Source organism: Robiginitalea insularis (assembly GCF_052497835.1).
In genome coordinates this window covers 173,054-196,142 of record NZ_CP199296.1, presented here as the reverse complement: position 1 = coordinate 196,142, position 23,089 = coordinate 173,054, and the positions used below count along the sequence as shown (strand labels likewise).

Below are 23,089 nucleotides of genomic sequence, written 5' to 3'. Positions count from 1 at the left end.
TAAAATCCAACCCCTCAATTATTCAATACAGGAGGGGTTTCTTCGGGTTGCGGCAGGTAATTTTTGCGCAGCCATTCCCGGTAGCGGGGCTCGGTGCGGTAGGGATCGAGCATGGAACGACTGTTTAATCTCAAATAGGCTTCGGGATGGTTCAGGTAATGGTACATGGAATCCCGCTGTCCAAGCACCGCATACATGGTAACCAATTCAGGAATTCGTATCAATTCCCCCTCTCCCCAAAAATTATCCAGAATATCATGCACTTCATCTACCCTTCCCAAGCCGGCCAGCGCCAGGCACTTCATATACCTGCCTTCAGCTGTATTTCCTATGCTATCCTGAACAATATTCAGTGCAGTTTCATACGAATTTTGGTAGTAATGGTAAAAGAACCATCTAAGAGAACGATGAAAGCGGTTTCTTCCGTAGCGGAATTCCGGAGTTTGCATCAGCTCTAAGGACCTCTTGAACAGCCCCGCTTCATTTAGAGCACTCAGCAAATGGAATAAATGCCCTTTATCAATTTTATAAGCTTTTTCCAGATACTCCACCATCTTTTGGTCATCATTATAAAACTCGTCATACATTATCGCAATACTCGAATAGAGCCAATTGTTTAATGTATCAATTTCCGAGGCCTTAAGGAACATTTCCAATTTTCTGCGCATGTTTCCTCTCCTGAATGCTTCAATATCCCCTTTCCGATGTAAATACCATAAACCCGTAGTATCCGCCCCGAGAAGTATTTCTTCTTTTGTTAGCTCCTCGATCAGGTCGGGATCTTTAAACCGAAATAAAATTCGTGGCCGCAGCCATTGTACCTTATTTGAGTAGGGCGCTATTTCCCTGGCTTGGTTTATTAATTTCAAAGCTTTGTTAAGATCCTGTGGCCAACTTGCGGACAAAGTCCATGCATAGTCCCAGTTCGTCAACAAGTCATTTGGCTCAATAGATAATGCTTTCTGGTAATGGTATTCAGATTTTTTAATCGCTTGATTTTTTCCAGGGAAATGATAATAATTCCCAAAGAAATTGTGGGCCCGGACCGAGGTGGAGTCCAGGCGTAAGGCTTTTTCTCCATTTTTATAGGCCTGGTCAAGGAGTTCTTTATTTTCCCAGGTATGTACGTATTCATATTCCTGGCAATAGGCCAGATACGCATAAGCCTCTGCGTAAAAAGGATCTAACCGAATAGCTTCCTTAAAATGATCAGCTGCTTGTTGATAAGCAGGTAGCCAATGATCCTCTTCAACGATTCTTTTTCCCTTGATGAACTCTTCCCACGCCTTTAGATTATCGGTACCCGTCTTTTCAATATAGCCTGTTTCCTCTTTGGAGATTCGGACATCTAATTGCTCGACAACTTCTTTGGAGACGGTTTCTGTTATTTTCCCATGATTTTCAGCCGTCTCTTCATAGCGCTCAGACCAGATAACCCTTTCGTCCTCATCTACGAGATTTACAGAAATCAGCATAAGATTCGGGTTGTCTTCAAACCGTATGACCTCCCCTTCCAGAACGTAATCTGCCTTGAGTTCTTCCGCTATTTCCCGGGTTCTTTTGTTTGAATCCATGAAGTGGTTGGAGGAATTGAAAGCTAAAGTCTCCAGGTTTTTAACTCCGGAGATCTTACTGTGGATGCTGCTAGACAGGCCGTAACAGAAAGTAGCATTGTCCTTTTCCTGGCTGATGTCCCGAAGCGGTAGTACGGCGACTCTGTAAACAGCATTTTTCCGTAAGTTGAACCCAATCCCCTTAAAGGCAAAGACCAGCACTACTGCAGCCACCACCGCAAAGGCAAACATGATCAGCAGGTTTCTTCGGGAAGCCCGTGATGGGGTATCTTCGCCGGAGGCAGAGACTTTTTCGAACCCCTTGAGCGTAATCTTGTAGGCCCAGGAAACCAGCACCCAGATGGGTAGCCCTGCCGCCAGAATAATGATAAGGGTCTGGGAGATCCAGTCCGGGGCATCGAAGGCCTCCAGCACAATGTCCGCCACCTGCAGCAAAACCCAGGCCACAGCCAGGTACCCCAGGGTTTCCCGGATCACGTTGCGGCGTTTGAGTTCGTCCCAGAAGTTGTTCATGGTACTGTTTTTACTTAATGGGCTTTTCGAATCGTTTGCATCATTTGACTTCTAATTCAACTATTTCTTAGTAGGCAGTATGCAGTTGCAGTAAGCGGGTTTTTAAACCTTGAACCTTGAACCGATAACTGCCCAATGCCCACTGTCACTGCCTACTGAAAACCGCCACTGCCAACTATCTACTCCAAACCAAGTTCTTCATCCCAGACCGGGTTCCAGTCGCCTGCTGACTTTAGATATTCAATTACCTCAGCCCGCATACGGTGGGTTTCCTCAGTTACTTTTTCAGCGAATAGTTTAAATCTTTGGTCTTCTTCGAAAGGTTTAAAATAATTCTGCTGAATCTGACTAAAAACAAAAGCTGGAAGCCTCGCCTTATCCGTAAAGTAAATCTTGTTTAAAAGAGTTATGACGCCGTCTACATCATTTTTGTTGTAGTAACAAAACATTTTAAAATTATCTTTTGGATAGTCATCAACTATTGATCTTTCGACGATCAATTTATCGTAGTATTCGCATGATTTATCTGCTAGTATATCGGCAATTATATCATTTCCCAAAGCTCTATAGATATCTATGTAAAATGCGATTTCATCTTCAAATTCTCTGAAAGGCAGGCTATCAGTGGGTTTCAAATTTGCAATTTGTCGTGCTAATTGGGGATGCCCTTCTTCTAATATTTTCTTTGCACGTTCCAATTGTCCTAAATCAAAGTATGTAAAGGACAGATAAAGGACCCGTTCGCTCTCGGGTAAACCCCTTTCCGAAGACCATATATTAATCAAATCAACATTGGACTGATAATCTTTCCTGAACGAATTAAAATAGTATCTTTTGTAAAAGGAATTTCGATTATTGGGATATTTTAAATCGCGAAGATTTAGGTATTTCTCTGCTAGGGGTTTCAAATCCAATTCTATGCAATAATCAATTGCCCATCCCAAGTGAACAGCCTCGTATTGATCATCCTTCATCGCTTTATGAAGCGTTATAAAGGCACTGCTAAAATCACCATTTGGTGCTGCTGCCAAAAAAGCACTTTTGATTCTGGAGCACCAATTTGCGGATGGATCTTTTTCCAGGACTTTATTTAAAATCTCCATAGCTTTTTTCTCATCCTTCCTCAAACCCTTATAATTCTGCGCTATCATCGCCGCAAGGAACTCATTGTAAGGATCCAACTCATACGCCTTGATCCTCAAATTCATCCCTGCTTCCTTATCAATACTCCACATCCATCGGGATAGTGCGTAGTAGGCTTCGGAATAACTTGGCTTAAGTTCAACAGCTTTACGCACACTGGATATAGCTTTACTCGTATCTTTTTGAATGATCTCTGCTACCCTGGATTCAGCGTAATAAACTTCAGGAAGTTCAGAATCTATGTCTTTTGCCTTTTGAAAGTGATACTTCATTTTCTCCAGCATCTCATCTTCTGGCATTTCACCGTAAGCGTGGCGATTCAAATATAATGTTACCAATTCTGCATGTGCTTTGGCAAAATTGGGTTCTAATATCAATGCTTCCTGAATCAGGTCAATAGCTTTACCCATTGTCTCATCTGTGCGTTGCTTCCCAAGTTCCAAAGCCCTCAGATATAATTTATAGGCTTCGGAACTTTCACTGATTTTTTTAGATAGTTGCAGGGATTCGTTTGGAAATACTTCTATACGCAGTTCGTTTACCACCTTCTTGGCCAGATCCTCTTCGATGTCCATTATTGAGCTAAACTCCTCATCGTACTGTATATTCCATCGTACATATCCATTGGAGGCATTAATGAGCCTGGCCCTTAATCGAATTCGATTGTTTTCAAATTGAAGGTCGCCTTCAATAAGGTAATTTACATTGAGGTTCCTTCCTATTTCCCGAGGATCACTCCCATTTTCCTTAAACTGGGAACTTGATGTTTTGGAGGTAACAGTTAAACCGGCTACCTGTCCAAGCCTGTCGCTTATGGCTCCGCTAAATGCGTCAGACATAAAAGCCAGACTTTTATCTGTACTTTGGAAGTCAAAAGGCAACACCGCAATACTTGCCTCCTGCTTTTTATTGATACCGGTTGCCCCTGCAAAAAAGACCCGCTCCACCAGCAGAAAGCAAAGGGCCACGGCAAGCACTCCAATAATAATATGGTTCAGGCGCCGGCCCGCCTTTCTGTTGTCTGCCGTGTCTTGCTGTACGCTGCCTGTTCGTTTCAGCCCTTGCGGGGTAAATTCATAGAGCCAGGTTAAAACCAGGGCGATGGGGAAGCCCACTATAAGCAACAGGGTAGTCCAGTAGGCGATGGCGGGCGGCCATCCCAGGTTGTTTCCCAGGGTTTCCACGGCCTGCAAAATCAACCAGCTGGTGACCACATAGGCGGTAGCTACCTTGTAGACGTTCCTGTTTTTGAGTTCGTTGAAGAAGTTGGTCATGGTGCTAATGTTCCTTATTGGGCTTTACGAATTGTTTTCATCATTTGTCTTCTAATTTAAAAGTTTCTTAGTAGGCAGTATTCAGTTGCAGTATGCAAGTCCTTGAACCGATAACTGCCTACCGCTCACTGCCACTACCAGCTGCCACTACCAGCTGCCCACTGCCACTGCCAACTGAAAACTGCCACTGCCCACTGCCACTGCCAACTGCCTACTCCAGTCCCAGTTCCTTATCCCAGGCCGGGTCCCAGTCCCCTTCCTCCTTCAGGTATGCAATGACTTCGGCTCGCATGCGGTGGGTATCTTCGGTTATGCGATTAAAAAGATCACGAACTTTCCGATTCTTCTCAAAGCGTCTGTAGGAACCCATTTTTATATCTGTAAACATGTTCCCTCGATCGTTTTTAACAAAGTACTTTTCACCCAATTTCTTGACAAAGCTTAAGGTGTCGTTTGAAGCATAGAGGCAAGAAATCAATAATTGATGTTGGGAAGGGTCTTCTTTTAATTCTAAATCTGCGAATTCGCAAAATGCAGCGGCAAATGAATCAGCTAATGATGCATCATTTTGTAGCCGCAAGACTTCTATATAAAGTAACAAAGGACTAAAGGAATCATAAAATGCACTGAACGGTTGAAGGTTGGCGATTTCGTCACCACTAATCGTTTTAGTTAGGTATGGAAAGGTTTCTTCAAGTAAAACCTTTGCTTTGTCATAATTTCCAAGACCTTTCTGCAATGCTGCCCTGTTTAAAGCTTCAATTTCCTTGTCAATGCCTTTGTCGGCAACCCAGAAATCAACCAGTTCAAGCCATTTGTCGTATTCTTCTGTTAGCGCATACAGTGTACATAAGGAATTAAACATATACATCGCATCGGGATACCGCATTTGGGACCTTCGGCCATATTCTTTGGCCACAGGTATAAGATCAAGATTGTTTGATAAATGCAGATGATAGTTAAGATTCCACTGTTCATTTGGATAACTTTTACCTGCAGTATGAAATAGTTTATACGCCTGAACAAGATCACCATAGGGTTCGCCAAGTACCATTACTCCTTTTGTTCTGGCCGCAGTCAGTGAAGAATCAGATTCTATTATTTTATCTAAGATATCGAAAGCGCGTGTGTGATCATTTTTCACATAGAAATATCGACCTGCGAGCATACTGGCAAAGAATTCGTTATAAGGATCTAGTTCTAAGGCTTTTTCTAAATACTTAATGGCTATTTCAGGATTGCCTGCCCATCCCAACGCTCGATTCAGTGAATAATAGGCATCTGCATAATTGGGTTTCAATTCAATAGCTTTTCTCAAATCTGCTATAACCTGTGTAGAATCCTCTCCTAGTATAACCATATTGTACTCGGCCTTGGCATGAAGTACTTCAGGTTTTTCTGGAGCTAATTCCAATGCTCTGGATAAGTGAATTTTCTTGGCTTTATTCCTTTCCTCTTTTGTAAGACTTCCATACGCATATAACAGGCTATACAACCAGCTTAATTCAGCATGTGCCTCTGCAAAATCAGGCTCTAATTTAACGGCCTGATTTAAAAGGTCAATGGCTTCTCTAAGATCTCGATCTGTTCTTTTCTTCGTATAATTTTTTGACTCGAGGTAAAGTTTTAAAGCTTTAGAATTTTCAGTTAGTTTAGCTCCCAGTGCCTTGTCTTCCTGTGGTTGTAGTTGTACCCGTAGTTGAGAAGCAACATTCCTGCTCACATCTTCCTGTATATCAAAGATTTCAATGAAATCAGCCTCATAGGCATCCGACCATAAATAGTACCCATTGTTGGCATTAACCAGTCTGGTTATTACTTTTATCCGATTACTACTTTCATCATATTGTAAACTGCCTTTAAGTAAATAGTTCACGTCTAGTTGTTTGGCAATTTCCAGGTCGTCCATGTTTTTATCTTGCAAATAGAATGAAGAGTTCGGGGCAATTACTTTTAAACCACTTAATAGGGCCAAATCGTTTAAAATTTGTTCCGTCAGGCCTTTGGCAAAATTTTCGCTGTTTTCCAGTACGCTTATATTCTCAAAAGGCAACACCGCAATACTTGCCTCCTGTTTTTTATTGATACTCGTATTCCCCGCAAAAAAGACCCGCTCCACCAGCATAAAGCAAAGGGCCACGGCCAGCACCCCAATGATAATATGGTTTAAGCGCCTGCCCGCTTTGCGGTTATCTGCTGTGTCTTGCTGGACCGTACCTGTACGTTTCAGGCCCTGAGGAGTAAACTCATAGAGCCAGGTCAACACCAGTGCGATGGGAAAGCCCACAATAAGCAACAGGGTAGTCCAGTATGCAATGGCGGAAGGCCATCCCAGGTTGTTCCCCAGGGTTTCCACGGCCTGCAATATCAGCCAGCTGGTCACTACATAGGCGGTAGCTACTTTGTAGACGTTGCGGTTTTTGAGTTCGTTGAAGAAGTTGCTCATGATACTAAATACTAATGTTAATTAATGGTCTTTTTGGGTTGTTTGCATCATTTAACTTCTAATTCAACTGTATCTAAGTTCGCAGTATGCAGTTGCAGTAAGCGGGTTTTTAAACCTTGAACCTTGAACCTTGAACCGAAAACTGCTAACTGCTAACTGCCACTGCCTACTGAAAACTGCCACTGCTAACTGCCACTGCCTACTGAAAACTGCCACTGCCCACTGCCAACTTTCCATCACCCTCAATTCTCATAACCGGGGTTCTGAACCAGGTTGGGGTTTACGTCAATTTCACGTTGGGGCAGAGGCATTACCAAAACAGCTGCATTATATGGAAGGCCGTCAATGGTTTGCTGCAGCCTTTTGGCATCATGCAGGCGGAACCCTTCAAAAGCCAGTTCGCGCTGCCGTTCTTCCAGAATGTCCTGTAAGCCTATCCCTGATAGCGGGCCGGCATTGGAACGTCCTCGCAGGGCGTTAATCTCCTGTTCAGGGGTCAGCCCGAGGCTGCTACCTTCCCGGAAATTGGATTCGGCCCGGATCAGATGCATTTCCGCAATGCGCATATAGGGTACATTGGCAAACTGGCCCTGCCATTTCCCCGTAACTGTGGTCCCATTGCCACTATAGAAAAAATCAGAGCGGTCATCCGGTCCGGTAAAGAGGTTAAAAAAAGGAGGCTCAATAGTAACATCGGCTGTTTGGGAACGTCCCCCGAACTGCAGGGTGGCCCAGTAGTTGTTGAAGTCATTAAATCCATCCTGAGTGGTTACCTGCCAGGCAAAAATATCTTCAATGCCATCTGCTTCATTATTAAAGGCAGCGGCCAGGGTTGGTGCCAGGCTGTGACCGCTATTGACTAGCACATCATGGGCCGCGTCCCGGGCGGCTGCGTAATTTCCCTGTTGCAGGTACACCCGGGCCTGGAGCGCACGGGCGGCAAAGCGGTCTGCCCGTTCGGCATTGTCTGGTGGTAGCAGGGTATAGGCATCCTGTAAATCTGAAAGGATCTGGGCATATACCTCCCCTACGGAACTGCGCGACGGGTAGGTAACCTGGCTCAGGTTGGTAACGGCCTCGAATACCAGCGGGACGCCCAATTGTCCATTGGATTCACCTGTTTCAAAGGGCAGGGCGTAAAAGCGTACCAGTTCAAAATAATGTAAGGCCCGAAGGAATTTGGCTTCTCCTTCCAGGCGGGAACGGATTTCATCATCCTCCTGCAATTCCAAATTGTCAAGCACCAGGTTGCAAAGGTTAATGCTACTGTAGGAATTGAACCAGGTAAAATTGATATAAAAATTGCCAGAAGTCGTTACTTGTTTGCGGTCAAATTCGAAGAAATCCGGGAAAGTGCCCCGGTAGGCCAGTTGCCCTTCATTGACCAGAAGCTCCGTTGCGGTCTGGTAATTCCCGGCATACATTAGAGAAGTGGCATAAGCGCCCAATAGGGTTTTATCCAGGTTCTCCGGATTTTCCAGGAGCTGTTCAGGCGTCAGGCTATCTGTAGGCTGGGTGTCCAGGTTGTTATCGCAACCCAAAAACAACAAAAATAGAAGACTAAGGATGATATGTTTATTTTTCATGATAGGCTTTTTAAAAATCTACATTGATCCCAAAGGTGAGCGTACGCGCCTGGGGCGGTGAATAGAATACGAAGCCGGAATTTGCAGAAATCCCGGAAGCGAAGTCTGCAATGGATTCAGGGTCCCAGCCCGTATAATCCGTTATGGTTAGCAGATTGACCCCGGTAAAATAGAAACGGATCCGGTCCATGCCCAGGTTTTGGGTAATGTCAACCGGCAGGGTGTATCCCAGGGTCAGGTTTCTGAGGCGGATAAAATCTGCGTCTTCCAGGTAACGAGAAGAAACCTGGGAACCGTTTCCCCCAAAGAGCCGTGCCTGGGGTATATTGGTAATATCCCCGGGTTGCTGCCACCGACCCAGCTGGTCGCGAGTCTGGTTGTCGAAAAAATCGGCATTGGAAGACTGGTAAATACCACCGCCATTATAAAGCTGCGCCCCCCATTGTCCCTGGAAGGTAAAAGAGAAATCAATGCCCTTGTAGCGCAAATTATGTGTCATTCCTGCAATAACGTCAGGAAATGGGTTGCCCAGGATCTTCCGGCTGGCTTCATTATAATTGTTGGTGGTACTCCGGTCCAGGCTGCCGTCCGGCAGATCTGTATTCAGGTAATAGAGGGCGTCCCCGTTGGCCGGGTCTACCCCGGCATATTCTACAAGGTAAAAAGAGGTAACGGCTTCTCCTTCCCTCACAATAGTTGTCCCGCCTGAAACATCGTCCCCGTTCCGAAGGGCTTTGACCTCATTTTTATTCCAGGCCAGGTTCAGGTTGGTACCCCAGCTAAAATTTTCAGTTACGACGTTTTTGGTATCCAGCACCCACTCCAGGCCTTTGTTCTGAATTTCCCCCAGGTTTTGTTGTACTGTTCGAATCCCATTGGTGGCGGGGATTGGCACAGCAAAAAGGAGGCCTTTGGTATACTTGTCGTAATAGTCAATGGAAGTGTTTACCCGGTCGCTAAAAAACCCGAGATCCATGCCAATATTGTATTGTTCCGTTTCTTCCCAGCTTAAATCCGAGTCCCCGAGGCGCTGCAGAAAAAAACCCGGCCTTAAATTATAGGTATTGGTGTTGAATTGGGTCCGGCTGGCAAAGGGGTTGGTATTGGAGTTCCCGGTAATGCCCCAGCTGGCCCGCAGTTTCAGGTTTGAAATGGTATTGCTGTTTTGCAGGAAGGGTTCATTGGAGGCCAGCCAGCCAACCGATGCTGCCGGGAAAGTACCATACTGGGAATTGGCCCCGAAAACAGAGGAACCGTCTACCCGCATACTCGCTTTTAAAAGCCAACTGTCAAAGAGGGTGGCGCTGGCCCGTGCAAAGTAAGAGACCAGGGTGGAGCGCCATTCATAGGAGGTACCCCCGGTAATTTCCCCCGCACTCCCCAGTTTTCGGAGTTGGTCCGAAGGGAAATCCTGGCCTTCAATGCGTAATCCCTTAATGAGTAAATCTTCATAAGACATCCCCAGGGTGGCTTCCAGTTGCAGCCTCTCTTTATTTAGCTGGTATTGCAGGTAATTGTTGATGACGAATTTCTCTTCTTTATCATCATAGGCATCTGCATAGCCATTGGTGGAGGCAGATTCAGTAAGGCTGCCAAAAAAGCGTTCTTCCAGCTGGTCCGTAATATCGTATCCAAATTCGGACCGCAGGTAGAGATTATCCGTAAAATCGATTTGTCCGTAAAATTTTGCAAAAGCCCTCCAGATATTGGTTTCGTGTTCTGCGTTGAATTCATTCATCAGGAAGTTGTAATAGAGCGTATTGGTGTTCGGGGTAATCCCGTCTTCCAAATACGGCCGCGAAAAAGGGATCTGGGCAATGGCCTGTATGGGGTTTGCAAACTGCCCGTCATTGGCAATCCGGGCCAGTTGGGATTTACTCAGGTTGGAGTTAAGCCCTATGGTTAGCCAGTCATTGGCCTGATGCTCGATATTGGCACGCAGGGAATAGCGCTCCAGAACGTTCCCTCTGAGGATGGCCTCTGTTTTATTATAGCCTGTAGACAGGAAAAAGGTCGTTTTCTCGCTTCCCCCGCTGGCACTGAAGCTGATATCCTGTACCGAGCCGGAGCCCAGGCCCAGGGATTGCCAGTCTGTATCTACAGCCCCTTCGCGCCAGTCGGCTTCTTCCTCTGCAAAGAGGTTAAAAAAGAAGGCGGCGTCTTCTTCCGTAAAGCCGGAATTGAGGGCTGCCTCCGTATACAGTTCTACGTATTCTTCCGTATTAAGCCATTCCCTGGTATTGGAGGGTTCACTCCAGCCATAGGAAGAGTTAAAGGAGAAACGGGTTCTCCCCTGACGCCCTTTTTTGGTATTGATCAGGACCACCCCATTGGTCCCCCGGGAGCCATAAATAGCTGCTGCAGAGGCGTCCTTCAGGATTTCTATGGATTCAATGTCAGCCGGGTTCAGGGCAATCAGGTCATTAATAGGGGACCCATTGGTGCTGAAATCATTTTTATAGAGGGGAACCCCATCTATAACATAGAGGGGTTCCTGGTTTCCTGTAATGGTTGCCACACCCCGGACGCGAATCTTAAAGCCTCCTTCTGCCCGGCCGCCCACCTGGCTGATCTGTACCCCGGCAGCCTTGCCCACCAGGGCACCCTGCAGGGAGGGGACAGGTATTTCCTCAATCTGTTCGCTACTGATGGAGGCAATGTTATCTGTCAGGTTTTTGCGGCTGGTGGTTCCGTACCCGACCACAACCACCTCCTGCAGGTCATTGCCGGGCATCAGATTAATGTTGTAGGTATTCCGATTATCCACTATAACGCTCCCCGTGATATAGCCCACATAAGAAAAAAGGATGGTTTCCCCTTCAGCGGCCTGGATCTGGTAGGTCCCGTCCGGGCCGGTGATAGTCCCTCGCTGGGTACCCTCAACCAACACGTTGGCTCCCAGCAGGGGTTCGTTAAAGTTATCCCTTACTGTTCCGTTGATGGTTTTCTGCTGGGCAGACAGGGACCAATTGGTAAGCAATAGGAGTATTGCCAAAATTATCCTGGGAGCAGTTGGCATAATGCAGTAAAATTGAAAATACGGCTCCGAAGCCCGGAAGGTCGTATTGGTTAGGTTGATTACGTATTCCCCCTTCTTGAAGTACGTTTTAGGGGGAGTAAACGATTCAAGAAGTTAATTGTTCAATAACTGGTATGTAAATTAAATTTATCAAATAAATTTTATTTTAACAGATAAAGCTTTTAAAAAGTCAAGAATGACTTATTTATTTAATAATAACTCATTAAAGAAGCAATATCTTTAATATAAATGTAAAGGCTTAAAAATAAGGGATCAGGTGCTGATTTATACCGGGATCAATTATGCCTGGCTGGTATGCCAAAATTCGTGTGGATTTACTTCTGGAGGAGCTAAACCATTTTAATAATTAACCGAGCCTGAAGGGCATCTCCGTTAGTCGTTGTCCTGTAAGTCGGAAGACTGCATTGGCAATGGCCGCCGCAACTGGTCCCAGAGGCGGTTCCCCTACCGGGCCGGGCCGGTCGATACCCTGTAGCAGGACCACCTCGATTTCTTTGGGGGCGTGTTTCATCAGGGCCATCTTGTAGGGCCCGTATATTTCGGGTTGTAACTCCCCGTTTTCTATGGTCATTTCCTCAAACATGGCGGCGCTCATACCCATAATGACAGAACCCTCGCATTGCGCCCGTACCTGGTCCGGGTTTACGGCTATACCGGGGTCCATGGCTACAGTAAATTTATGCACCCTAATCTCATTGTTTTCAACCGATACCTCCGCCACCTGGGCGCAGGGGGTGCCGGCGTCTGTAGAGGCCGCAAAGCCCATGGCCCGGCCTTCCTTTAATTCTTCAGTGTAGCCTGAGGTCTCAACCGCTGCCCGGATGACATTTTTTAAACGAATACCAGCCGCATCTTCCGGGATATGTGCCAGGCGGAATTCGGCTGCATTCATCCCGCTTTTTTGGGCCATCACATCCATAAAACTTTCAATGGCAAAGGTGTTCGCCAGCAGCCCCAGGCTGCGCCACCAGCTGGTGGCAAAGGGCAGTTCTACATGCCAGTAGGTGCTGCGCAGGTTTGGAACGGCAGTGTACTGCAGAAAGCCGCCCCTGATGGCACCAATGTCTGCCCCAAGGATGGTTGGCAGCCCAGCCGGCATCAAAGGCGAATTATTGCCTACGGCCCCGCTTACAAAATGATGTTCGAGGTGCATGAGTTTGCCATCCGCATTCAGGCTGCCCTTCATCACATGATGGGTAGGGGGTCGGAACATGTCGTGCTGGAATTCTTCTTTCCGGCTAAAGAAATATTTTACGGGCCGCCCCACTGCCCTGGACATCAAAGCGGCCTGTATGGCATGTGGGGTATGCAGCCTGCGTCCGAAACCTCCCCCCAGGTAAGTAGGGATCACGTTTACATTTTCCTCATCGAAGTCCAGGCGGGCGGCTACTTCCTTCCGGGTCAGGGCCACCACCTGGGTTGAAATCATGAGGGTTACTTTGTCTCCTTCCACTGAGGCGACGACCCCATTGGGTTCCAGTTGGGCATGCGCCCCAAGGGGGCTCCGGAACTCCATTTCAACCGGCTCATCCTCTTCGGCCAGGGCCCTGCCTTCCTTTTGGATGATGGAACTTTTTCCGTTCCCGACCTGAATTTGTTCAAGGATGTCGGCCGTATTCAGATCAGCCGGGGCCTCCCAGGTAACTGAGACGGCGTTCTTGGCGTTTTCGGCCTGTGTATAGGTCTCCGCTACTACACCTATAAAGTCTTCTTCACGGACGATTTTAACTACCCCCAGCATCTTTTCGGCTGCTGCGTAGTCGGCACTTACAAAGCGTGCTCCAATTTTAGTGGGCCGCACCACTGCTCCGTAGAGCATATCGGGTAAGGCGGCATCCATTCCGAAAATGGGATGCCCGAAAATTTTGGGGTGCAGGTCTACCCTGGGGATGTCCTTGCCAATCACCCGGTGTTCCCCGATTGGCTTAAGAGAAGGGGCTTCCGGGATATCTGTATCCTGCAGTGCACTCGCAACCTCTGAGAGGGGCAACCAGTTCTTATCAAAGCCTATCTGCCCACCCCGGATTTGGATCTGTTCCTTAGAAGTATCCAGCTTTTGGGCTGCCACCCCTTTCAGCATTTCGCGGAAGGTGGCCGCGAGTTCGCGAAGCGGAACCCACATGCTGGCAATGGATGTACTTCCGCCTGTGCTTATACCATCCACATTACCAGTAGCACTGGCCGCATGCACTACCCGGAGTTCTTCCGGATTTATTTCCAGTTCTTCGGAAGCCAGTTGTACCATGCCCGTAAAGGTGCCCTGGCCCATTTCAACCTTGGGGGAATGCAAAATAATATGGTTGTTCTGATCGATTTCAAACCAGATCATGGGGTCGTCAGTAGGGCCCACATAGGCCATCTCCATGGAGTTGGCCATTTCCAGAATTGATCGCCTGATCGGGTTTCGAAAGATATAGGACCCGACAGCTACCACCCCAATGGTCCCCAGGCCGCCGCGGATAATGAATTTTCGCCTCGATATGTTTTTTTTCTCAGCCATCTAGGAATTTTCAGTGGCTTGTTGGGGCTTGTTTTCAGCCTGTATGGCTACAGCCCGGTGAATCGCCTTTCGCATGCGGTAATAGGTGCCGCAGCGACAGATATTGGTAATAGCACGGTCAATGTCTGCGTCGCTGGGTTCGGGGTTTTGGTTTAGCAGGCCGGCCGTGGCCATCATAAAGCCGGGCTGGCAATACCCGCACTGGGGTACAATTTCCTCACTCCAGGCCTGTTGTACCGGATGGGGTTCGGTTTCAGTCCCCAGGCCTTCAATGGTGGTTATTTCTTTATCAACAGCCAGCCGGGCAGGATACACGCAAGACCGGAGGGCCTCGCCATCGATAAGTACCGTACAGGCACCACAAGCTGCCTTCCCGCAGCCAAACTTGGTTCCCTTCAGGTCCAGGATATCCCGTAAGACCCATAAAAGCGGGCTGTTTTCATCAGATATTGTAAAGGTCTGAACCGTACTATTTACATTAAGTTTAAGTTCCATGTCTTGCTGATCGGGATCTAAAATAATCGTGCGCTATGAGTTATGAAAGTACGAAAAATCCGGCTGATTTCCGGGCCCATGGTTATGGAAAATACAGTTGAAATCAGGCCCTGCCAATTAAATGTGTACCCTCGGATAAGTGGATGGGGATTACCTCACATTTAATACCGAATTCCCGATGGTAGGCCTCCAGGCTTTGTTCCGTAAAATCGGTTACAAGCTCTTCTTTTACCAGATTCAGGGTGCAGCCGCCAAATCCGCCTCCGATCATCCTGGCGCCGAGAACCCCGGTATGTGCCTGTGCAACCGCCACCAGAAAATTCAGCTCCGGGCAGCTTACCTGATATGCCTGTGATAGGCCCTGGTGGGTTTCAAAAAGATAATCACCTAAAGATTGGGCATCCTTGTTTTTCAGGGCTTCATAGGCCCTCCTTACCCGTTCGATCTCTTTTACGACATAAGATGCTTTCTGAAAAGCATCCTCAGATAATGTCCCTTTCTTTTTAAGGCCTTGCAGTTCATGCAGGCTGCAGTCTCGCAGGGATTTTTTCCCTAATAAGGCAGCTGTTTTTTCACAAAGCGCGCGCCGCTGATTATAGGCAGAATCCGCCAGGGCATGGCTAACTTTTGAATTGAGCAGTACCCAGTGATACCCATTCAGGGTTCCGTTAACCGCGGTGTATTCCATGCTCCTGCAATCCAGAAATAGAAAATGTTCCGCCTTCCCGAACATGCTGGCGAATTGGTCCATAATCCCACATTGTACCCCGGCATAGTTTTGTTCCGCCCGCTGGGAAACCAGAATCATTTCTTCCTTGCTGAGGTTACAACAGAATAATTCATTCAGACCAAAAACAATTCCGTTCTCCAGCGCCGCAGAAGAAGAAAGGCCGGCGCCCTGTGGCAGGTTACCGCCAAAAACGAGATTGAACGGGCCAAGGGGGCAGCCCAGCTTTTGCATTTCCGCAACTACTCCGATTACATAGTTACGCCAACCTCCTTTTTCAAGGGGATAAAGCGCGTGATTGAGGTCAAATTCGAAGGATTCCCCCGGATCCGAAGCGATCACTTTGCTAAGGCCTACAGGGTTGTTCACTGCTCGCTGCAGCGCTACAACAACACCTTTATCAATGGCTGCAGGCAGGACCAAACCTTCATTGTAATCCACATGTTCCCCGATCAGATTTATCCGGCCCGGGGAGCCGATTATGACCGGTTCCAAATTGAATGCACTCCTGAACCGGCTTTCGATATTGTTAATGAGGTTTGGGTCCATAGGCATTTTCAGACCTGTCTTACCAGCGTTTTTTAAGCCCGGCGATCAATTTATCTACCGTCAGCCCCTGCACCACTATGGAAAAAATGACCACTACATAGGTGATCACCAGAAAGAGTTCCCGGGACATTTCCTCGGAAAGGCCCAGGGCCAGTGCAATGGAGATGGCTCCCCTGAGGCCTCCCCAGGTCATGATCAGGTTGGTGTTGGGGACAAAATCCAGCCGTTTTGCGAAGAAATTTACAGGTATCAGGAGGGACAGGTAACGACACAGCAAGGTAACCGGGATGATAATGAGGCCGGCCAGTATAAATTCGGTTTCCAGGTCCAGCACCAGCATCTCCATCCCGATCAGGACAAATAAGATGGTGTTCAGGAGGATGTCTATAAGTTCCCAGAATTTATCCACATAAACCTCTGTGGTTTCAGACATGGCGGCATTGCGCACCTCCGGCCCCCCTATCATCAATCCTGCCGCAACCATGGCTAGTGGTCCGGAAACATGCAGGTATTGGGCCGAGGTAATCCCGATCATGACAACGGCCAGGGTTATGATCACCTCAATGGAGTAATCGTTTATTCCCCGCATCATCCTGAAACTGATCCAACCGAGCAAAATACCCAAAATAAGGCCTCCGCCCACTTCATGGACAAATAACTTCACCACTTCCCACAAGGAGAAATCCGTTCCGCCTCCGCTGGCCAGACCAAAAATGGTCAGGAAGACCACAACTCCAACGCCATCATTGAACAGGGATTCTCCCACGATTTTGGTTTCCAGCTTTTTAGGGGCACCCACTTTTTTGAGAATCCCCAGGACTGCTATAGGATCCGTTGGGGAAATAAGGGCCCCGAATAAGAGACAATAGACAAAGTCCACACTCTGGCCTGCAAGTGGAAGCAGGAAATAGGTGGCCGTTCCGATCAGGAAGGTGGAGACCAGTACCCCGAAGGTCGCAAAGGCCAGAATGGGCCAGCGCTGTTCCCTGATTTTGTCGAGGTCTGTATGAAGGGCACCCGCAAACAGCAGAAATCCGAGCATCAGGTCCAGCAATACGGTTTTAAAATCGATCTGGGAGATAATATAGCGTTCTGCCTGCAGGAGGGAATCGTCTACATAGCTCAGGGCAAAGGCCCCCAGGGTAAAGACGATGCTGATAACCATTAGCCCGATCGTATTGGGAAGGCGGATATATTTTACGTTCACATAGCCAAAAATGGCTGAGATAAAGACCAGGATTGAAGTGATCAGGAAGTAATCCATAGGTAGCGTCAGTTTTAGGAAGCTGAAAATTACATTTTTCCGTCCGATATACCCAAATATGAAAATTTCAGAAACCCGAATTTGAAAACGAATCAGGATTCAAATGGGTTCGTTATCTTTAATTCTTAAAAATCAAACGCATGGAATTCAAATGGCAGGGCGTGATGCCAGCACTTACCACAAAATTTAAGGGAGATGATACCCTTGATCTCGAGTATTTCGAAAAAAATATTGCGGCCCAATTACAAGCCGGAGTCAGTGGGTTAATCCTGGGTGGAACCCTTGGCGAGGCCAGTACGCTAACCAATGACGAAAAAATTACGCTGATCAAAACTGCCACTACCTGTGCAGAGGGCAAGGTTCCGGTAATCATGAATATTGCGGAACAAAGTACCAAAGGAGCTGTAACAGCTGCCAGGACAGCAAAGCAATCGGGGGCCAGCGGGCTAATGTTACTGCCCCCGATGCGGTACAAGGCTACCTCCCGTGAAACGGTAGCCTACTTCAAGGCAGTTGCTGCCGCTACAGATCTGCCCATCCTCATTTATAACAACCCTGTCGATTACGGGATCGAAGTAACCCTGGATATGTTTGAGGAACTGCTGAAAAGCTGTCCCAATATTGGTGCCGTTAAGGAATCTACCCGGGACATCTCTAATGTAACACGGATAAAAAACCGTTTTGGGGACCGTTTGAAAATACTGACCGGTGTAGACACCCTTGCACTGGAGAGCCTGCTGATGGGCGCAGATGGCTGGGTGGCCGGGCTGGTTTGCGCCTTCCCTGTGGAAACGGTTGCGATTTACGCTTTGGCCAGGGCCGGGAAAGTTGCTGAGGCCGTTGAACTTTATCGCTGGTTCCTGCCCCTGCTGGAACTGGATATAAACCCACAGCTGGTGCAAAATATCAAACTGGCCGAGGTCGCAACCGGGCTGGGATCCGAAGCGGTTCGGCCCCCAAGGTTACCCCTGGAGGGAGCAGAACGAAAACGGGTGCTCGGTATTATTGAGAGGGGTTTGAGGGAAAGGCCTGAGGTACCCCCATACAAAGATCTACTCGATTGAATTTAATTTGAAGGATGATGATAGGGTAGGGAGTACCCCTCCCCACCCCGGTTAAAATTTAAGACGACTCCATGCAACAAACCATCACAGGAAACCAACTTATCGGAAACTCGGAAAGCGGAGCGGGAGACATACACTTTAAGAGTTATGATCCCAAAAGCGGGAATCCCACGCCCTGGTCCTTTAAGACGGCAACTTCTGAGGAAATCAACCAGGCTATGGACAAGGCCTCAAGGGCTTTTATGGCATTGAAAAAACTGCCGGCATCCCGCAGGGCCACTTTCCTTTCTGCCATTGCGGATGCCCTGGAAGCTGAAAAAGCAAGCCTGACAGAAGTTTATCAATTGGAATCAGGCTTGCCGGAAGGGCGCGCCCAGGGAGAATTGGGTCGCACAACCAATCAATTAAGACTTTTTGCAGAACTGATCACCAGGGGGGATTGGGTAGAGGCACGCATTGATACTGCCCAACCGGAAAGAAAACCTGTACCAAAACCAGATATACGAAAATGTTTAGTACCACTGGGTCCGGTAGTGGTTTTTGGTGCCAGTAATTTTCCCTTTGCGTTTTCCACGGCGGGAGGGGATACGGCTTCTGCTTTTGCGGCAGGCTGCCCGGTTGTGGTCAAGGGTCATCCCTTGCACGCAGGCACCGGGGAACTGGTGGCCCGGCTGATCCAAAAGGCAGCACTACTAACTGAGATGCCGGAAGGAATATTTTCACACTTACAGGGGGAAGCGCATGAAGTAGGGGAGGCCCTGGTACTGCACCCCGGGACAAAGGCTGTAGGATTTACGGGCAGCCGTAATGGGGGCACCGCCCTTTCAGCATTGAATAGTAAACGGGAAGAACCCATCCCAATTTTTGCGGAGATGGGTAGTGTTAATCCTGTATTACTACTTCCTTCTGCCCTTAAAAAAGCCGAAACCTGGGCACAGGCCTATGCGGCATCTGTTACTCTCGGAGTGGGTCAGTTTTGCACCAATCCGGGGATTTTGATTGGGGTAACGGGAACCGACTGGGAGACTTTCACAGAGGTGTTGGTCCAGGAGATGGACAAAAGCCAGAATGCCTGTATGCTTCATTCCAATCTTTCAAAGAATTTTCGCAAACAAAGGGACGTCCTCCTGGCTAAACCAGCTGTTTCAAAACGCTCTGGCGATCTTGGGGAAGTAGAGGGTACACAAGTAAATGCAACCGTAGCAGCTGTGAGCGGGGAAGATTTTATAAAGGATAAATCCCTTCAGGAAGAAGTATTCGGGCCTTTTACCCTCCTGGTAAGCTGCCGGGACATCGAAATGGTAGAAAAGGTCATCGCCTGCCTGGAGGGGCAACTCACCGCCACGGTATTGGGCTCGGAAGCAGAAATGGTAAAGGCTGCCTCAGCTATCGGGCAATTGCGCGAAAAGGCAGGCCGCATCCTCTTCAATGGGGTCCCGACCGGGGTTGAGGTATGTGGGGCCATGCAGCATGGCGGCCCGTTTCCGGCTACCACAGACAGCCGTTTTACATCGGTTGGCCTGGACGCCATTCGGCGCTGGGTACGCCCGCTGGCCTTTCAGGACTGTCCGGAGGCGCTGCTCCCGGAGGAATTGAAAAACGGAAACCCCCGCGGGATCCTCAGGTTTGTGGATGGGGAGTATTCCCGTAAAAAGATCAGCTCATGAAAAAAATCGTATTCCTGTTATTGATTACCCTCTCGGGTGGGGTGATCGCCCAGGAGCAGAAAAGCGATTCGCTCCTCCTGCAACAGCTGATGCAGCGACTCGATGATTTTGAACCCGTAGACCGGGATCAGTATCCGCTTGGGCTGTATACAAAATCGCGATACGAAGAGGAGGCCCGTTTTGCCCGGGAGCAACTAAAGGCCCTTGCACAGATTCAGCCCCAAAACCTGTCGGAAAGGGACCAGATTTCCTGGGAACTGCTAAAGTTTACCTTGCAGGAGCCCATAGACCGCCTGCGTTTTAAAACGTATCTGAACCCCATTCAGGCGGATCAGGGCTTTCATCTGAATCTGAATTACCGTATCCGGCCTATCCGGAATTACGCAGATGCCCGGAGGTACCTGCAGGTGCTAAAGGCCATCCCCGCCTTTGTGGACCAGCATTTAGCGCTGATGCGGGAAGGCCTTGAACTGGGCATCTCCCAACCCAAGGTGATTTTTAAAGGCTATGAAGCCACCTACAACGACCATATTGTCGAAGATTATACGGAAAGCGCTTTTTACGGGCCTTTCAAGGAGCTGCAGGATGGTATCCCACAACCACAGAAGGACTCCGTTTTGGAGGCTGCCCGCCAGGCTATTCAGCAAAGTGTCGTTCCCAGCTTTGAGAAAATCAAAGCGTTCTTTGAGCAGGAATACCTGCCGGCTACCCGAAACGCCATAGGGGTTTCAAATATATCCAACGGACCTGAATTTTATCAGAACCGAATTGATTACTTCACCACTTCAAAAGCCTATACGGCAGATAAAATCCATCAGATAGGCCTGGAAGAAGTGGCCCGTATCCGAGGGGAAATGCAGGAAATTATCGAAAACCTGGGTTTTAAGGGGGATTTTAAGGCATTCCTGGATTTTTTAAGGACCGACCCCCAATTTTATGTGGATACCCCTGATGCCCTGCTGATGCATGCCAGGGATATTGCCAAGCGCATAGATGGGGAACTGCCACGATTTTTCAAAATCCTGCCGCGAAGGCCCTATGGGGTAGAACCCGTGCCGGATGCGATTGCCCCCAAGTATACAGGGGGTCGTTATTCCGGACCCCGGGGGGAGACAACCTCCGGCACCTATCTGGTCAATACCTATAAACTGGATAGTCGCCCCCTGTATACCCTGCCGGCCCTTACGGCCCATGAAGCGGTACCCGGCCACCACCTTCAGGGTTCCCTGAACCGTGAACTCTCAGAGGAAATCCCAGCTTTCAGGCGCAGGTTATACCTGTCGGCTTTTGGTGAGGGCTGGGGCCTGTACTCGGAATACCTGGCGGCTGAAATGGGCATCTACCGTACCCCTTATGAAAAATTCGGGCAACTTACCTATGAAATGTGGCGCGCCTGCCGCCTGGTGGTGGATACCGGCATTCATGCCAAGGGATGGACGCGTGACGAGGCAGTCGCCTTTATGCGCGACAATACGGCCCTTTCCCTGCACGAAATCAATACGGAAACAGACCGCTATATTGCCTGGCCCGGCCAGGCCCTCTCCTATAAGATGGGGGAAATCGCGATCCGGGAATTGCGTGGAACGGCCGAGAAAGCGCTTGGAGAAGCATTTGATATCCGGAGTTTCCACGAGTGTATCCTCGGGGAGGGTACAGTAACCCTGCCTATCCTGAAAAGGAGGGTGGAACAGTATATTTCTGAAAACCAACCAGCTGATTAATCCTATGGGGAAACACGTTTTTAGATGTATTGACGGGCATACGGCCGGGAATCCGGTTCGTTTGGTAGCCAGCGGCGGTCCGGATCTGCAAGGGAATACCATGGCGGAGAAGCGGCTGCATTTTCTGAGGGAGTTTGACTGGATCCGTAAAGGGCTGATGTTTGAGCCCCGGGGACACGATATGATGAGCGGGAGTATCCTGTATCCTCCGGCAAATCCCGAAAATGACCTGGGGATCCTCTTTATTGAAACCAGTGGTTGCCTCCCCATGTGCGGGCACGGAACCATTGGCAGCATCACTATAGGCATAGAAGAAGGCATCATTCAGCCCAAGGTTCCGGGGCAAGTACGCCTGGAAACCCCGGCCGGGCTGGTCCTGGTTCGGTATAAACAGCAAGGGCCCAAAGTGGAGTGGGTTGCCATTACCAATGTTCCTTCCTTCCTGGCTGCAGAAGGGCTGAAAGTCGAAAGTGAGTTCCTGGGAACCCTGAAAATAGATGTAGCCTTTGGGGGCAATTACTACGCCATTGTAGATCCTCAGGAGAATTTTAAGGGTCTCGAACACTATAATGCCTCGGACCTGATCCGATTCAGTCAGGACCTGCGCCCGAGAATCAACAGGGCATATCCGGATTCTTTTATACATCCGTTAGACCCCAATATCCGGGATGTGTCCCACCTGCTCTGGACGGGCAAAACCCTTGCTCCAGAGGCCACGGCACGGAATGCGGTTTTTTACGGGGACAAAGCCATAGACCGGTCGCCATGCGGTACGGGTACATCTGCCCGCATGGCACAATGGCATGCCAAAGGGTTGTTGTCGGATAGGGAGGTATTCATTCATGAAAGTTTTATCGGATCCCTGTTCGAAGGCCGGATTGTAGGCCATGGCCAATACGGTACGCTCAACACCATAATCCCCGAAATAAAGGGGTCTGCCTGGGTCTTCGGGCATAATTCCATTACCCTGGATACAGATAGCCCGTATTTCGAAGGGTTTCAGGTAATCTGATTGCTTCATAGCTGTTTTGTCTGCTAATATTCTCTTAAAGAGTACAATAAACAGGAATAATTTGTAGTTTTGGTAAACAAATGAGATCCGTTAAACAAAAAACAGGGGCCGTTTCACTTGCCCTTTTGCTGCTATTTTCCACCCTGTCCTTTGCGGTGGAAATGCATTATTGCGGGGATCATCTCGTAGACCTTGGTATTTTTCGAAAAGCCAGCACCTGTATGATGCAGGATAACATGCCGCATGTGGATGGCATCTCTTCAACAGAAGAAGAGATGATGGACTGCTGCTCGGAAATACAACTGGTCGTTGAAGGGCAGGAGGACCTGAATGCCTCCTTTGAGTCGCTTAGCCTCCAGCAACAGGTTTTCCTGATTTCATTTGCTTACACATTTGTGTTGCAACCGGAGCTTTCAAAAGAACAGCCCATAGATGCGCTCAGGCATCCACCTCCCAAACTCGTTGAAGACCTCTATCTGCTCAACGAGACTTTCCTGATTTGATTTATTAGCGA

The 23,089-nt window shown here is 48.4% G+C and carries 14 protein-coding genes; 5 read left to right on the top strand and 9 right to left on the bottom strand.

Annotated elements, in window-relative coordinates; translation table 11 throughout:
- Positions 1-14: 14 nt before the first annotated feature.
- From ACT6NV_RS00885 to ACT6NV_RS00845, 9 genes are all read right to left on the bottom strand, one after another.
- Positions 15-2,087: a tetratricopeptide repeat protein gene (locus ACT6NV_RS00885; protein WP_445385404.1), complete on the bottom strand. Its 2,073-nt coding sequence runs from the start codon at positions 2,085-2,087 to the stop codon at positions 15-17.
- Positions 2,088-2,266: 179 nt separating this feature from the next.
- Positions 2,267-4,504: a hypothetical protein gene (locus ACT6NV_RS00880; RefSeq protein ID WP_445385403.1), complete on the bottom strand. Its 2,238-nt coding sequence runs from the start codon at positions 4,502-4,504 to the stop codon at positions 2,267-2,269.
- A gap of 211 nt (positions 4,505-4,715) precedes the next feature.
- Complete coding sequence (locus ACT6NV_RS00875; RefSeq protein ID WP_445385402.1) at positions 4,716-6,950, bottom strand: tetratricopeptide repeat protein; 2,235 nt, start codon at positions 6,948-6,950, stop codon at positions 4,716-4,718.
- 242 nt (positions 6,951-7,192) lie between these two features.
- Positions 7,193-8,536 carry a RagB/SusD family nutrient uptake outer membrane protein gene (locus ACT6NV_RS00870; protein WP_445385401.1) on the bottom strand — a complete coding sequence of 448 codons (1,344 nt, stop codon included), beginning with the start codon at positions 8,534-8,536 and terminating at the stop codon, positions 7,193-7,195.
- A gap of 10 nt (positions 8,537-8,546) precedes the next feature.
- On the bottom strand, positions 8,547-11,531 hold the full coding sequence (locus ACT6NV_RS00865; RefSeq protein WP_445385400.1) for a SusC/RagA family TonB-linked outer membrane protein: 2,985 nt from the start codon (positions 11,529-11,531) through the stop codon (positions 8,547-8,549).
- A gap of 391 nt (positions 11,532-11,922) precedes the next feature.
- Positions 11,923-14,076 (bottom strand): molybdopterin cofactor-binding domain-containing protein, encoded by a 2,154-nt coding sequence (locus tag ACT6NV_RS00860; protein WP_445385399.1) that lies wholly within the window; start codon positions 14,074-14,076, stop codon positions 11,923-11,925.
- Positions 14,077-14,571, bottom strand: coding sequence for a (2Fe-2S)-binding protein (locus tag ACT6NV_RS00855; protein ID WP_445385398.1), 495 nt, complete (start codon positions 14,569-14,571; stop codon positions 14,077-14,079). It abuts the gene before it with no gap.
- Positions 14,572-14,674: 103 nt separating this feature from the next.
- A complete protein-coding gene (gene galK / locus ACT6NV_RS00850; protein WP_445385397.1) occupies positions 14,675-15,847 on the bottom strand; it encodes a galactokinase in 1,173 nt (390 codons plus the stop codon).
- 19 nt (positions 15,848-15,866) lie between these two features.
- On the bottom strand, positions 15,867-17,111 hold the full coding sequence (locus ACT6NV_RS00845; protein ID WP_445385396.1) for a cation:proton antiporter: 1,245 nt from the start codon (positions 17,109-17,111) through the stop codon (positions 15,867-15,869).
- Between the two features lie 140 nt (positions 17,112-17,251).
- On the opposite strand from ACT6NV_RS00845, the gene ACT6NV_RS00840 reads away from it, so the two are divergent.
- The 5 genes from ACT6NV_RS00840 (at position 17,252) to ACT6NV_RS00820 (ending at position 23,078) form a co-directional block, all read left to right on the top strand.
- On the top strand, positions 17,252-18,175 hold the full coding sequence (locus ACT6NV_RS00840; protein ID WP_445385395.1) for a dihydrodipicolinate synthase family protein: 924 nt from the start codon (positions 17,252-17,254) through the stop codon (positions 18,173-18,175).
- Positions 18,176-18,246: 71 nt separating this feature from the next.
- Positions 18,247-19,842: an aldehyde dehydrogenase (NADP(+)) gene (locus ACT6NV_RS00835; RefSeq protein WP_445385394.1), complete on the top strand. Its 1,596-nt coding sequence runs from the start codon at positions 18,247-18,249 to the stop codon at positions 19,840-19,842.
- Positions 19,839-21,563, top strand: coding sequence for a DUF885 domain-containing protein (locus ACT6NV_RS00830; protein ID WP_445385393.1), 1,725 nt, complete (start codon positions 19,839-19,841; stop codon positions 21,561-21,563). The genes ACT6NV_RS00835 and ACT6NV_RS00830 overlap by 4 nt, the downstream gene beginning before the upstream one ends.
- 4 nt (positions 21,564-21,567) lie before the next feature.
- Positions 21,568-22,575 carry a 4-hydroxyproline epimerase gene (locus ACT6NV_RS00825; RefSeq protein ID WP_445385392.1) on the top strand — a complete coding sequence of 336 codons (1,008 nt, stop codon included), beginning with the start codon at positions 21,568-21,570 and terminating at the stop codon, positions 22,573-22,575.
- Between the two features lie 80 nt (positions 22,576-22,655).
- On the top strand, positions 22,656-23,078 hold the full coding sequence (locus tag ACT6NV_RS00820) for an HYC_CC_PP family protein (protein WP_445385391.1): 423 nt from the start codon (positions 22,656-22,658) through the stop codon (positions 23,076-23,078).
- Positions 23,079-23,089: the final 11 nt, after the last annotated feature.